The following is a 13,240-nucleotide window of genomic DNA, read 5'->3' as shown; positions in this document are numbered from 1 at the left end:
CGTCGTCGAGAACCGCCCCATGCTCCGCTTCGCCTCCGCGTTCCGCCCACTCGCGCTCGTGCTCGCGCTCGCCGGCTGTGCCCATGTCCCCACGGAGAAGGAGCGCCGCAAGGCGGAGATCCACTACGACCTGGCGCTCCAGGCCCAGCAGCAAGGCCACGTCCAGGACGCGCTGCGCGAGCTGCAGGTGTCGCTGGAGAGTGATCCCGACTATCCGGAGGCGAACAACGCCATCGGCATCCTGCTGCACCTCGTCTTCGCGCGCCCGGCCGAGGCCATTGGCCACTACGAGCGCGCGTTGAAGGTGCGTCCCACCTTCTCCGAGGCCCGCACGAACCTGGCCAACGTGCACCTGGACCAGGGGCGCTACGACGAGGCCATCAAGCTGTACGAGCAGGTCCTCAACGACATGCTCTACGTGACGCCGTACATCGCGCAGGGCAACATGGGCTGGGCCTTCTACAAGAAGGGCGACACGCAGCGGGCCGTGGGGAGCCTCAAGGCGGCGGTGACGACCAACCCCGGCTTCTGCATGGGCTACCGCAACCTGGGCATCATCTTCGACGAGACGGGCAAGCTGGACGAGTCGTGCCGTAACTTCTCCCGCTACCGCGAGAACTGCCCGGACGCGGCCGATGCCCACATGCGCGAGGGCGTGTGTCTGGCGAAGCAGGGGCAGGCGGAAGGGGCCCGGCAGGCCTTCTCCACTTGCGAGGCCAAGGCGAAGGCGGGAGAACAGGAGCTGAAGGACGACTGCCGAAGGCTGCTCGAAAAGCTCTAGTCTTCTGCTATCTGGGCGCACCGTGGACCACGTCGACTTCGGCAAGTACCTCAGCCAGCAGCGGGAGCTTCGAGGCATGTCTCGCGAGGATGTCGCGCGAGAGACCAAGATTCCCCCGACGCTCATCGCCGCGCTCGAGGCAGGGCAGGTGGAGCGGCTGCCCTCGCGCATCTTCGTGGTGAACTACATCAAGGCCTACGCCCAGGTGATTGGCCTGTCCCCCGAGGAGGCCATCCTCCGGTACGAGGAGGTGGACCGCTCGGTGCCGGCGCCGTCGCCCGCGCAGCTGGAGCAGGAGCGCCGCAAGCGGGCCTACGTGGGGCTGTCCGTCCTCCTGGTGGCCCTGGCGCTGGGCCTCTACGTGTTCCTCGTGCTGAGCGGGAAGCTTCCTTCTCCGCTCGCGCGTTGAATGACGCCATGGAGCGCTACGACGACGATGCGCTCGTGCTGTCCACCGTGGACTACGGCGAGTCGGACCGGCTCGTCACGCTGCTGACGCGCGAGCATGGGAAGCTGACGGCCTTCGCCGCGGGGGCGCGCAAGAGCAAGCGGCGCTTCGCGGGCGCGCTGGAGCCGTTCATGCGGCTGCGCGTGCACATCGTCGAGACGCGCGGCTCCACGGTGCGGCTGGACTCCACGGACATCGTCGCCGGGTACTACGCCGCGCGCGAGGACCTGTCGCTCATCGCCCGGGCCCTGTACGCGGTGGAGCTGTGCCGCGAGCTGACGCGCGACCACGAACCGCACCCGGAGCTCTTCATCCTGCTGGAGGGCTACCTGGGCCGCCTGGATGCGAAGGAGGCGGGGCCCACGTCGCTCCTGGCCTTCGAGCTGGCGGCGCTGGCCCACGCGGGCCTGATGCCACGCTTCGATGCGTGCTCGCTGTGTGGCGGAGCGCCCGGTGAGCGGCCCCGGTTCGACCAGGCGCACGGGGGCGCGGTGTGCGAGCCGTGCAGCGCCCGTGCTCGGGAGGCGGTGCTCGTCCCGTCCGCGCTGCTGTCCGGGCTGCGAGCGCTCCAGGAAGGGGCCCGCACGCCGCTTCCCGCGGACCTTCGTGCCCGCGCGCGCGGACTGCTCAACGTCTTCATCGCCCACCACCTGGGACGACGCCTCAAGAGCGTGGACTTCATGGCCCAGGTGGGGCTGGACTGACGCGGGTCCGAAGCCGTCACACGAGAGAGGTCACATGAGCGAGGGGCAGGAGTCGCCGCTGGACGTGGTGTGCTTCGGTGAGACGCTGGTGGACTTCCTTCCCTCCGAGCAGGGCAAGCTCGTGCGCGACGTGCCCGCGTGGCACCCGTGTCCCGGTGGCTCTCCCGCCAACGTCTCCGTGGGGCTGGCGAGGCTGGGGCTGAAGCCGGCGATGCTCGGCGTGGTGGGCTCGGACGAGTTCGGCCACTTCCTCAAGGACAGCCTGTCCCGCGAGGGCGTGGACGTGAGCCACCTGCGACAGACGACGGAGGCGCGCACCGGCCTGGTGTTCATCTCCCTGGATGCGAAAGGGGAGCGCAGCTTCACCTTCTTCCGCACCCGCTCCGCGGAGTTCCTCCTGGGGCAGACCGACGTGGACGCGGACTTCCTGCTGCGCGCCCGCGCGGTGCACTGCGGCTCCAACTCCCTGCAGCGTGAGGATGCCCAACTGGCGACGGTGCGGATGCTCGGCCTGGCGCGCGAGGCGGACCGCATCGTCAGCTGTGATCCGAACCTGCGGCTGCACGCGTGGGAGGACCCCACGCAGCTCAAGACGCTGCTCGCGCGGATGCTGCCGCTGTGCACCGTGGTGAAGCTGTCCGAGGAGGAGATCGGCTTCGTCACCGGCACGGAGTCCCCCCAGGAGGCGCTCACGCGACTGTCCGGCATGGGCGTGAGGCTGCCGGTGGTGACGCTCGGCGAGCGGGGCGCGCTGTTTCGCTGGAAGGGCGAGGACGTCCACGTGCCGGCGCCTCGAACCCGGGTGGTCGACACCACGGGCGCGGGGGATGGCTTCGTCGCGGGGCTCCTGCACGGGCTGGTGCGCTGGTACGGCGGCACCCGTGCGCTGGAGTCCGCCACGCGCGAGGAGCTGGTGGTGCTGGCGACCTTCGCGTGCGCCGTGGGGGCGCGGGTCGTCGAGAAGCCCGGCGCGGTGGAGGGCCTGCCACGCGCGGAGGAGCTCTCCTCGGTGTGGCCCTCCCGACCTGACGCTCGCTGAGCGGTTCGCGTCTACTCCGGCGAGACGCGCGTCAGGAACGAGTCCGTGGGCGACATCCCCGTCACCGGACCCGAGCCGAAGTCCAACGTGCCGAGCAGCCGTCCCCACAGGACGACATCCCGTCGGCCCGCCGTGGCGACGCGCATCGCGGACTGGTTGCGCAGATCGCCGAAGCCTCGGCTCCACCACGTCTCGCCGTCACGACCGAGCTTCACCACGTAGACATCATCGCCTCCCGCGCTCGTCAGGGGCCCGTCACCGAAGTCGATGCGGCTGGTGAACGTGCCCGTCACCACGGGGCTGCCCAGGGGGTCGACGTCCACGTCGTAGGCCCAGTCGAACCCGGCCCCGCCGAAGCTCCGGCTCCAGCGGTTGTTGCCATCACCGTCGAACGCGGAGACGAACACGTCACCGTCCGCGCTGAAGAGCGGTCCGCCGCCATGGTTCACCGTGCCGATGAATGCGCCCGTCGCGACGACCTGGCCCTGAGGGTCCGCGGCCAGCCGCCAGAGCGTCTGGCTCCGCAGCTCGCCGTAGCCCTTCGCCCAGAGGGGCAGGCCATGCGCGTCCAGCTTCATCACGTAGACGTTGAAGCCCGGCGTCGTGAGCCAGGGCATGCCGGCGACCGACAGCACGTCCAGGAAGCCGCTGCTGAGGTAGAGGTTGTCCTGGGCATCCAGCGCCAACGACGTGAGCGCGGTGGCCGTGCCCGCTTCGTATTGGCTGTGCCAGACGAGGGCACCGGTGTCTCCGGCGAGCCTCGCGACGAACTGATTCAGCGCACCCGTCCCGGGTATCGGTCCGGTGCCGTAGTCGATGAAGCGCTCGAAGTATCCGCTCACCAGCACGTCGCCGTTGCTCGCCGTGACGAGCGAGCCCGTCTGCTGCTGTCCGCCGTCCCCGAAGCAGCGGCTCCAGACGTGCGTGCCCTGCGCGTCGAACTTCGCCAGGAACGCGCTCGGGACGCCCGGCTCACCACGGCAGGGCAGGGGACCTCCACCGAAGTCGAGCGAGCCCCAGTAATCCCCCGTGATGACGATGTTGCCCGCGCCATCCACCGCGAGGCCCGTGGCCTGCTGGTAGTTCTCGTCACCGAAGCGCCTCGCCCAGAGGGGCTGACCGCTCGGGTCGAACCGCGCCACGAGGATGTCCCACGACGACGTGGCCACGAACGCCACCTGTCCGCTCGACTGCACCGCCACGTCCCCGAAGCCCTCGATGCCTCCGTACGTGGAGGTCCAGGGGGCCGGCACAAGCTCACTCGCTCCGAGCAGCTCCCGTTGTCCGACGGGTAAGCGCTCCGTCACCTCCGACTCGCCCGGCGCACCGCAGGCCGGCACCAGGCTCAACAGCAACAGGGAGGATGAAGGTCTGAATGTCGAGCTCATGCGGACAGGCTAGGAAAGCGCTTCCGCACGAGGCAAGCCAGCGTGTCCAGGCTCGACGCTCACCCATTCCTGGGCGACTTGCTGGCGAGCAAGGGCCGCAGGATGTCGTAGTCGAAGCGCTCGTAGGGGGGCGTCACCCACTGTCGGCGACGCTCGTAGCGCTCCAGACAGTCCGCTCCCACATCCGTCTTCCGCTCTTGCGCCGTCTCCCACTGCGCGAGCCCCATGTACGCCGCGTCGATGGCGGATGCCTCGCCCAGCGCCGTCGCCAAGGCGTACTCGCGCGGAGGGAGCTCCCGACCGTCCATCCCTTCGGGAACGGAGCCGAGGTGACGGACCTGGACGCAGACGCTGTACGTGTAGACACCGTCGACGCTCTCCTTCAGGTGGTCGCTCTCCGGGAACACGCCGTAGAGCACGTCCGGATTCACGGCGTTGGGAATGGAGCCCAGGCGCGCGACGAGCTCGAGCCACGCCAGGGGGACGCGGTGGCTCAGCTCGCTGCGGCGCCCCACGACCTTGAGGCCGACCAGGCACAGCCCACCCAGGGAGACGATGGAGATGTTCATGCGGCCATACCCTGCACCTTGAACCTGGTTGAAGCTCCAGGAGAATGTCGTCGCATGCTGTCGATTTCCCAGTTCTCCGAACGCTGTGGCATCTCCGCGAGCGCCCTGCGCTTCTACGAGCGCAAGGGCCTGCTCGTCCCCGCCGGGCGACAGGAGAATGGCTATCGCGCGTATTCGCCCAAGCAGGTCGCGGAGGCGCGCTTCCTCGGGAGCCTTCGCGCCGCGGGCATCCCCCTGCGCGCCATCCGCGACTTCCTCCGCAAGGACGTCCGCGCGAGAGAGGCGATGCTGTCCTCATGGCGCCAGGAGATGGCCGCGAGGCTGCTCTCGCTCCAGGTCGCGAACCAGTACCTGCGCGGTTTGACACCCGAGCGCCCCCCGCTGCATCTGGAGCACTGGAACGAGCCTTCCGTCCTTGTCTGGTTTCCCGCGAGCGCGGACGAGGCGCCGCTCCCGTTCCGCGCCGAGGTGGCCTCCAGGAAGCGGGCCCTCCAGCAACGGGGCGTGCCGGTGCTCACCGGTGGCTATGTGAGGACGCTCGACTCCCAGGATGGGACGCTGTCGGGGGAGGTCGGGTTCCGCATCAAGGCGAGCAGGCGGACTCCCGCGGGGGCGCGGCGTCAGGAGGTCCCGCCCACGCTCTTCGCCACCTTGGAGTGCGGCCTGCGCGACGACGTGGCCGCGCACCGCGTGTTCCGCTTCCTCGACGAGCTGGGCTTCCGTCCAGGCGCTCTCCACCTGGAGCGTTACCTTCCCGGAACGCCGGACCGCTACCTGCTCATGTTGGCCGTGCAGCGTCGCTGAAGCCTCCCGGTCACCGCGTGTCCACCTGGAAGCGACGGGAGGGGCTCGTGCGGAAGAGGGCGGGGTGGAAAGATGGAGAGGCCCATGGCCTTGTCCCCCCCTCAAGCATCGCCCGAGGCAACGGCGCCTCCGCTCTCGCCGTCCGCCGCGTCATTGACCCTGCTGAGCATCCCAGGGGACTCGCCCGAGGCGACGGATTCGTACTGGCTGGAGCATGTGTACCAGGGAGACCGACTGCCGCAGCTCACGCTGCGCTCTGTGCTGTTGGGCGCGGCCATCGGTCTGGTCACCTGTGCCACCAACCTCTACGTCGGCCTCAAGACGGGCATCGTCTTCGGTGTCGCCATCACCGCCGTGCTGCTCGCGCAGGGCGCCCATGGATTGTTCCGGCGCCTGGTGCCCGGCGTCGCGGGCGCGCCGCTGTCTCCGCTGGAGACGTGTAACGCGCAGGCGGTCGCCTCGGCCGCGGGCTATGCCACCGGTGGCGCGCTCGTGTCCGTGCAGGGCGCGTGGCTCGTCGTCACCGGACACCATCCCTCAGGGCCGATGCTGCTCGCGTGGACCTTCTTCCTGTCCGCGCTCGGTGTCCTGTTCGCCGTGCCCTTCAAGCGACAGCTCGTGGACCATGAGCAGCTGCCCTTCGCTTCAGGCACCGCCGCGGCGACCACCATCCGCGCCATGCATGGCACGGATTCGGAGGCGTCCTCCCGGTTGCGACTGCTCGGCGGTGGCGGGCTCTTCTCCGGACTCGTCACGCTGGCACGCGATGCGTGGGGGAAGCTGCCTGTCTCCGTGCCCTTGCCGGGGACCTGGCGTGGACTCACCCTGGAGCGCCTGGGCTTCGGACTGGAGCTGAGCCTGCTGCCCATCGGCGCCGGCGTGCTGCTGGGGCCGCGCATCACGACGTCGATGCTGCTGGGCGCGGTGCTCATCCACGGCGTCGTCGCGCCCCGCGTGTTCGCCTCGGGCGTGGTCGACGCGAAGGAGGGGAGCTACCTCGAGTGGAGCCTGTGGCCCGGCACCGCCGCGCTCGTCGTCGGCTCGCTGCTGCACTTCCTGCTCCAGGGCCGTGTCGTGGGTCGTGCCCTCCGCGGTGTCCTCTCCCGAACGCCCGGAAGGCCGCATCCGGTGGATGCGCTGCAGGTTCCGCGAAGCTGGTTGCTCACGGGGCTCGTCGTGCTGACGCCCGCGTCCGTCGCCGTGGCGTACGTCGGCTTCGGGGTTCCCGTGGCGCACGGAGCGCTCGCCGTGGCGATGTCCTTCGCGCTGTGCCTCATCTCCTGTCGCGTCACCGGCGAGACGGACTCGACGCCGGTGGGCGCCCTGGGGCAGGTGACGCAGGTGACGTACGGGGTGCTGCTGCCGAACCAGGTGCAGGCCAACCTCGCCACGGCGGGCATCACCGTGAACACGGCGTCGTCGTCCGCGGACCTGCTCACCGACTTGAAGACGGGACACCTGCTGGGGGCCCACCCCCGTCGCTTGTTCCTCGCGCAGTTGATCGGCTCGGGCATCGGCGCGCTCGCGGTGGTTCCGCTGTTCTTCCTGCTCGTGCCGAACGCGGAGGCGCTGGGCGGCGAGCGCTTCCCCGCACCCGGTGTCTTCAGCACGGCGGGTGTCGCGCGCATCCTCGCCTCGGGCCTCGACAGCCTGCCGCCGATGACCCGCGCCGCGGTCGGGTGGGCCTCGCTCCTGGCGGCGCTCCTCGTGCTCGCCGAGCGACTGCTCCCCGCACGGTGGGGCCGGTGGATACCTTCGCCCCTGGGCATGGGGTTGGCTTGTCTGCTGCCCGCGTCGTACGCGCTCGGTTTCTTCCTGGGCGGCGTCATCTCCGGAGTCGTGAGCTACGTGAAATCCACGACAGCCGAAGGGCGGGTGGTGACGCTCGCGGCGGGCTGCATCGCGGGCGAGGGGCTGGTGGGCGTCGCCATCGTCCTGTCGCAGTCGCTCTGGTAGCGTCTCCTCACCGATGCGCTGCCTGAACTGTCACCGTCGCCTTGCTCCGGGCGCGGCTTGTCCCGTGCACGGCGCGAGTGTTCCAGGCGGCTCGCTCGCCGGGACACTGACGCTCACGGACGTGCCGGGCGTGCGCGGCGCCGCGCCGCTGGGGCGTGGTGGCTTCTCGCAGGTGTTCACCGCGTATCGCGACTCGGACGGTCGCGAGGTGGCGCTCAAGGTCGGGCATGGGCCGCATCACGAGCGCTTCGCGCGCGAGGCCGCGGCGCTGCGGCGCGTGGGGGCTCCCATCGTCCCGGAGCTGCTGGAGCACGGCGTCGCGCGCGGACGACCGTTCCTGGTGATGGAGCACCTGCACGGGCAGACGCTCGCGGCGTGGATGGCGGCGCTGCCGGGCACAGGCGCCGCGTCGCTGCCGCGCGTGCGGGAGCTGCTCCGTGGCTTGTGCTCGGCGCTGGAGCACATGCACGCGGCAGGCGTGGCGCACCGCGACCTCAAGCCGGAGAACATCTTCCTGCGCGAGGGTGGCGCGCTGAGCCTCCTCGACCTGGGGCTCGCGCGCTTCCACGACCTCGAGGACCCGGACGACGCGGACGCGCTCCCGCCCGGAGTGACGCCCGCGGGGCAGCGGCTGGGCACGCCGTTGTACATGGCTCCGGAGCAGTGTCTGGACGCGCGTCTGGCCAGCACGCCCGCCGACATCTACTCGCTGGGCATCGTCCTCTTCGAGCTGCTCACGGGCGCGCCGCCCTTCGTCGGCAGCCCGGAGCAGATCCGCCACGGACACGTCAGCCTGCGCCCGCCGAAGGTCTCCGAGCGCGCGGAGGTCCCCGCCGCGCTCGACGATGTCCTCCGCTCCTGTCTGGCCAAGTCGCCGCTGGAGCGCTTCGCCAGGGCCCCCGACGTGCTCGCGGCCTTCGACGCCGCATGTCGCGCCACCACCGCGCTCGGCCCCGTCGCGCCGGGCGAGGCCGTGTCCCCGCAGCAGCCGCTCTCGTCGGGCGCGGGCCCTCGGCAGGTGGCACTGCTCGGGCTCCACACACCGCTGGCGTTGGACGCGGTGAAGGCCGCCATCGAACCGCGCGGAGGGCTCATCGCGCGCGTGAGGCCCGGTGGCTACGTCATCGCCTTCGCGGAGTCGCTCACCGCCGAGGCGAACGTGCGCGCGGGCGCGCTCGCCGCGAGGAAGCTGCTCGAGGAGTCGGAGGCCTCGGCCGTGCTCCATCTGGCGGAGCTGCACGTGCGCGTCGGTGCGTCCACGTTGCGATTGGCGGGGGCCGCGCTGGACTCGCCCGCGGACTGGTGGCCGCAGACATGGGTGCCCGGTGAGACGCGCGTCACGGAGGCCGCGGCAGCGCGCCTGGACTCCAGCGCCACCGAGGCCGTGGGCCGCGACACCGCGAGCCTCCTGGACTCCACCTCGGACGTGGGGCGGCTGAGACTGCTCGACAGCGCGGCGTCCAGCGCCTCCTCCGAACCGCCTCCGCTCTTCGGCCGCGAGGACCTGCTGGAGTCCCTGGCGAAGGAGGCGTTCCGCAGCCTCTCGGAGAGCGTCCCGGGCTTCTCGGTCGTCACCGCGGACGTGGGGCTCGGCAAGTCGCGCGTCATCGAAGCGCTCGCCGCGCGGTTGGAGTCGAGCGGCCAGGCCCAGGTCATCCGCTTGCGCGCCACGGCTCCGGACGTCCGCTCGCCGGAGGCGCTGCTCGAGACCCTGCGCGCCGCTCTCGTCGACGGGCCCTCGCCGCTGCCCGAGTCTCCCAGGACCAGCGGCGTCCCGCTCGCGGACGCACGTCACGCGGCGGCGCGCTGGCTCGCCGAAGCGCTTCGTCACCGTGCTCGCGAGCTGCCCCGGGTGCTGCTGCTGGATGATGCGCACCTGGCGGACCCGACGACGCTCGACGCGCTGGAGGTCGCCACGCTCACGGGCGCGTCCGCGCCGCTCTGGGTCTGCGTCGTCGCTCGACCGGCGCTGCTCGGCCTGCGGCCCCACCTGGGCGAGCGCAGCGCGAGCGCCGCTCGACATGTCCTGCCGCCGTTGCCTCCCGAGGCCAGTCGCGCGCTGATGCTGCACCTGCTGCGTCCCGCCGAGCACATCCCGGAGCCGGTGCTCGCGCGATTGGAGCAGCTGGCCCAGGGCGTGCCGCTGTCGCTCGTCGAGCTGGCCGTGGCCCTGCGGACCGCGGGCGCGCTGAGGGCCTCGCCCGGGGGCGGTTGGTACATCGCCCCGGACGCGCTGCTCGACGTGTCCGTGACGCCGCTCTTCCAGCGGCTCGCCAGTCGCGCGCTGGATGGACTGCCGGATGCGTACGGCGGGCTCGCGCGACTGTGCGCGGTGCTCGGCACGGAGCTGGAGGTCGAGCGCGTGGACGCGGCCTTGCGACACCTCGGGCCCGCGGAGGAGGGCGTGGGCATGGCCACCTCCCTGGACGCGGGCGCGGGCCTGCAGCGTCTGGCGCGCGCGGGGCTCCTCAGGCCCGTGGGCCTGGGCCGCTTCGCGTTCCGTCACCCCTTGCTGCGCGAGTCCATCGAAGCGCTCCTGCCTCCGGTGACTCGGCGTGCGCTGCATGCCGCCGCGCGACTGGCGACCACCGGGGATTCACCCGTCGAACGTCATCGTCGCGCCCTCCACGCCGCGGCCTGCGGCGCGCACGACGAGGCCGCCACCGCGTTCCTCGTGTTGGCCGAGGAGTCACGCCGCGCGCACCGCTCCGTGGAGGCCGAGCAGCTCTACACCCGCGCGCTCGCGCTGCTGCCGGACCGCGACTCCGAGCAGCGGGCACGGGCCCTCGCGGGACGAGGACGCGTGCGCCATCGCCTCCAGCGCTTCCACGAAGGGCTCGGTGACCTGGCCGCCGCGCGCGCCCTGGCGGAGGTCCGCGGCGACAAGGCCCTGTGCGTGGACCTGCTCCTGGAGGAGGCCACCGCGCGCGACTGGATGGAGGACGTGGAGGGCTCGACGCTCTGTGCTCGCGAGGCGCTGGAGCGCATCGAGCAGCTCGACGACCCGCGCCTGTCCCTGCGCTGCACCCTGGCCCGAGGACGGTTGCACGTGCGCCAGGGGGAGTGGGGCAATGCGGCCCGCATCCTCGACTCCGTCATCGAGGGCGCCGAGCGCGCCAGGGAGCACGAGACCCTGGTGGTGGCCCTCACCATGCTGGGCTCGTCGCTGACGTTCCTCGAGCGCACGGAGGAGGCCGCGTCGCGCTTCGAGGAGGCCCTGGCCCGCTGCGAGGCCGCGGGCGACGCGCTGCACCTGGCCGCCACGCTCATCAACCGCGTGCTCCTGTGGCTGGGGCAGGGCGATGTGGCGAGGATGGAGGAGGACCTGCGGCGCGCGATGGGCCTGGGACGCGAGCTGGGACACGCGCAGGTGGAGCGCTGGTCCACCTTCAACCTCGCCGAGGTGCTCTACATGCAGGGGCGCCTGCAGGAGGCGCTCCCGTTGGCGCGCCGGGCCCATGAGCTCGGCGTGCGCTTCTTCCTCGAACATCCGGTGCCCGTGGACGCGCTGCTGCTCGCGCGCATCGGCGTGGCGCTCGGCGATTGGGAGGAGGCGTCCCGCCAGCTGCGCTGGATTGAGTTCCATTGCCCGCCCGCCTCGCTGCCGCCCACCGCCGTCATGCGCAAGCTGGTGGAGCTCCAGGTGCGCGAGGCCGAGCGCGGAGGCGGAGTGCATGAGTCGCCCGCATGGACGGCGCTGGAGGACGAGGCCCGCGAGCTGGCCTCTCCCGACGAGAAGGCGGAGCTGCTGCTCCAGGCCGCCCACTCCGCCTTCCGCTCCAACCTCCCGGACGAAGCCCGCACGTGGCTGACCCGCGCCGAGAGCGCCATCGCCTCCGCTCCGCTCTGGCGGACCCGCTGGGAGGCCCTGCGCGACACGGTGGGGCGGGTGTAGCGCGGGACGTCACAAACCCGCCGGGGAGTGACCTCCCACGCTACAGCGGACGACCTCCCAGGGTGGTTTCCCGCCGGCAAGGTGACGGGCGGCGCGGCTGGCCTGGAGCGTGCTTCAGTGGGGGGGTATTTCTCCAATTTCATGTTTTTCACTGGAGGAGCGTCCATGGGTGTCACTGTCCGTCGCGCCCCGTCGGGTGTCGTGTCCTTGCTGTTGTTGGCCCTGGCCGGCTGTGGGGGAGGGAGCAGCGTGCCCGTCGCCGACGCCCCGACGTCCGACGTCGGGGAGAGCCGGGCGGAGATTCGCATCGCGAACTCGCTGTCCACGGATGCGCTGGTCCTCAACGCCCTCTCCACCAACGCGCTGGCCAACCGGATGTTGGCGACGCAGAAGCTGCAGGACCTGTTCAGCGCATCGGGAGGGGACGCGTACATCCGCAAGCAGCTGCATGATCCGGATGCCCAGACGTTCATGAGCTACCTGGTGAGCTGCGCGCTGGGGCCCAACCAGGTGCTCTGGTACTACAACCCTCGCGGGCCGACGCCGGGCGCCAACCTGTGGCAGGGCAAGGCGGGCCTGTGTACGTCGTGGCTGACGTCGGCCCCGACGCCCGATTGCCTCAACCGCGTCTCCGCGTGCCTGCTGGCGCGCAACAACGCGTTCGGCCGCCGCGTGGAGCTGTCCATCCGCGGCGAGGTCTCCGGCAACCCGAGCATCTTCTACCTGGAGCCGGTGTCGCGGCCGGCGGAGTACGACCCGACCACGGCGACGAAGCTGCCGAGCTTCGAGGGCTGCCATGAGGGCGAGACGGGCGCGCAGCGCGACTGCGGGTGGACGCCGGACGGTATCGGCTCCTGTCTGCCCGGCTCGCAGGTCTGGGTCGGGGCGGGCGGCGCCGTCTCCTGCCCGGGGCCGACGCTGGGGGCCTCGACCGGCGGGCGCATGGCGCTGCGGGTCTGCTCGGGCGTGGTGGGCTGTGGCTCCGCCAGCGACACGGCGCTCGGCGAGTCGGAGTCCAGCTGCTCCGGCACGGGGCCGGTGGTCGGCTTCACCTGCCCGGCGGAGGGATACTTCAGCGTGATGACGGCGCCGTATGACAGCAACGACAGCGGCGTCGCGAGCGTGGCCGCGGACTCCTCCGAGCTGGCGGCGTATCCGCTGGCGGAGGCCGAGGTCTTCGGCGTTCGCGAGGGCGCCTTCTACGGCAACATCTTCGACTCGAAGGCGCTGGCCACGCAGGTGTACGTGGAGGAGGTCCGCCAGGGCGACATCACGCGCTATCGCGTGGTGGGAGATGACGCGGTGGTGGATGGTGCCATCTACAAGCGGATGTACTCCTGTTACGACCCGCAGTGGAGCAACGGCGCGGCGTACTCCTCGTACCGCGTCTGCGCGCTGCCCGGCACCGGCGCCAACTGCGCGTCCACGGTGGCGGGCCCCTGCTGGGGGAGCGCCACGAAGGGCGAGGGCCGGTGCGAGATCGACGATGGCCCGGAGGTGCCGGGGGATGGCGACTACGAGCGGTGCAGGGATCCGTTCGGCGGTCTGTGGAGGGAGCCGGTGACGACGTTCCTGCATGACGCCTGCGGCCCGGTGAAGGGCGAGCGCGCGCTCAAGCTGTGCTCGCGGACGATTCGCACGAGCAAGGAGCGCTAG

General features: G+C 71.3%; 10 protein-coding genes. 8 read left to right on the top strand and 2 right to left on the bottom strand.

The features are described from left to right. Nucleotides 1–19 precede the first annotated feature (19 nt). Genes tgl through OWM54_RS02200 form a run of 4 tightly spaced genes read left to right on the top strand, consistent with a single transcriptional unit; the run spans nucleotide 20 to nucleotide 2,972 of the window. On the top strand, nucleotides 20–781 hold the full coding sequence (tgl, locus tag OWM54_RS02215; protein WP_141326208.1) for a social motility TPR repeat lipoprotein Tgl: 762 nt from the start codon (nucleotides 20–22) through the stop codon (nucleotides 779–781). Nucleotides 782–803: 22 nt separating this feature from the next. Beyond that, the gene (locus OWM54_RS02210; RefSeq protein WP_223751559.1) at nucleotides 804–1,190 is read left to right on the top strand and encodes a helix-turn-helix domain-containing protein; all 387 of its coding nucleotides are present in this window, start codon (nucleotides 804–806) and stop codon (nucleotides 1,188–1,190) included. 8 nt (nucleotides 1,191–1,198) lie between these two features. Next, nucleotides 1,199–1,933 (top strand): DNA repair protein RecO, encoded by a 735-nt coding sequence (gene recO / locus OWM54_RS02205; RefSeq protein ID WP_141326210.1) that lies wholly within the window; start codon nucleotides 1,199–1,201, stop codon nucleotides 1,931–1,933. Nucleotides 1,934–1,967: 34 nt separating this feature from the next. Then, nucleotides 1,968–2,972: a carbohydrate kinase family protein gene (locus OWM54_RS02200; RefSeq protein ID WP_267696505.1), complete on the top strand. Its 1,005-nt coding sequence runs from the start codon at nucleotides 1,968–1,970 to the stop codon at nucleotides 2,970–2,972. Nucleotides 2,973–2,983: 11 nt separating this feature from the next. On the opposite strand, the gene OWM54_RS02195 is transcribed toward OWM54_RS02200, so the two are convergent. Together OWM54_RS02195 and OWM54_RS02190 are read right to left on the bottom strand one after the other, a co-directional pair. Further along, nucleotides 2,984–4,360, bottom strand: a complete 1,377-nt coding sequence (locus OWM54_RS02195) for a hypothetical protein (protein ID WP_267696504.1) — start codon at nucleotides 4,358–4,360, stop codon at nucleotides 2,984–2,986. Nucleotides 4,361–4,419: 59 nt separating this feature from the next. Next, nucleotides 4,420–4,929 (bottom strand): GyrI-like domain-containing protein, encoded by a 510-nt coding sequence (locus tag OWM54_RS02190; protein WP_223751562.1) that lies wholly within the window; start codon nucleotides 4,927–4,929, stop codon nucleotides 4,420–4,422. Between the two features lie 54 nt (nucleotides 4,930–4,983). Between OWM54_RS02190 and OWM54_RS02185 the strand changes: the two genes are divergently transcribed. From OWM54_RS02185 to OWM54_RS02170, 4 genes are all read left to right on the top strand, one after another. Next, on the top strand, nucleotides 4,984–5,733 hold the full coding sequence (locus OWM54_RS02185; RefSeq protein ID WP_223751563.1) for a MerR family transcriptional regulator: 750 nt from the start codon (nucleotides 4,984–4,986) through the stop codon (nucleotides 5,731–5,733). An 84-nt stretch (nucleotides 5,734–5,817) separates the two neighbouring features. Then, nucleotides 5,818–7,689, top strand: coding sequence for an OPT family oligopeptide transporter (locus OWM54_RS02180; RefSeq protein WP_267696503.1), 1,872 nt, complete (start codon nucleotides 5,818–5,820; stop codon nucleotides 7,687–7,689). A gap of 13 nt (nucleotides 7,690–7,702) precedes the next feature. Next, complete coding sequence (locus tag OWM54_RS02175; RefSeq protein WP_267696502.1) at nucleotides 7,703–11,584, top strand: serine/threonine-protein kinase; 3,882 nt, start codon at nucleotides 7,703–7,705, stop codon at nucleotides 11,582–11,584. A gap of 165 nt (nucleotides 11,585–11,749) precedes the next feature. Further along, on the top strand, nucleotides 11,750–13,240 hold the full coding sequence (locus tag OWM54_RS02170) for a hypothetical protein (RefSeq protein ID WP_223751566.1): 1,491 nt from the start codon (nucleotides 11,750–11,752) through the stop codon (nucleotides 13,238–13,240).

The sequence above is a fragment of the Myxococcus sp. MISCRS1 genome (assembly GCF_026626605.1).
Lineage (GTDB): Bacteria > Myxococcota > Myxococcia > Myxococcales > Myxococcaceae > Myxococcus > Myxococcus fulvus.
The sequence above is the reverse complement of the archived record's forward strand: the minus strand, read 5'-3'. Positions and strand labels throughout refer to the sequence as shown.

Bases quoted from the DNA above. Each gene is read 5' to 3' on its own strand.
- OWM54_RS02190 (WP_223751562.1), bottom strand. From the start codon at position 4,929: ATGAACATCTCCATCGTCTCCCTGGGTGGGCTGTGCCTGGTCGGCCTC.
- OWM54_RS02185 (WP_223751563.1), top strand. From the start codon at position 4,984: ATGCTGTCGATTTCCCAGTTCTCCGAACGCTGTGGCATCTCCGCGAGC.
- recO (WP_141326210.1), top strand. From the start codon at position 1,199: ATGGAGCGCTACGACGACGATGCGCTCGTGCTGTCCACCGTGGACTAC.
- OWM54_RS02175 (WP_267696502.1), top strand. From the start codon at position 7,703: ATGCGCTGCCTGAACTGTCACCGTCGCCTTGCTCCGGGCGCGGCTTGT.
- OWM54_RS02170 (WP_223751566.1), top strand. From the start codon at position 11,750: ATGGGTGTCACTGTCCGTCGCGCCCCGTCGGGTGTCGTGTCCTTGCTG.
- tgl (WP_141326208.1), top strand. From the start codon at position 20: ATGCTCCGCTTCGCCTCCGCGTTCCGCCCACTCGCGCTCGTGCTCGCG.
- OWM54_RS02195 (WP_267696504.1), bottom strand. From the start codon at position 4,360: ATGAGCTCGACATTCAGACCTTCATCCTCCCTGTTGCTGTTGAGCCTG.
- OWM54_RS02180 (WP_267696503.1), top strand. From the start codon at position 5,818: ATGGCCTTGTCCCCCCCTCAAGCATCGCCCGAGGCAACGGCGCCTCCG.
- OWM54_RS02200 (WP_267696505.1), top strand. From the start codon at position 1,968: ATGAGCGAGGGGCAGGAGTCGCCGCTGGACGTGGTGTGCTTCGGTGAG.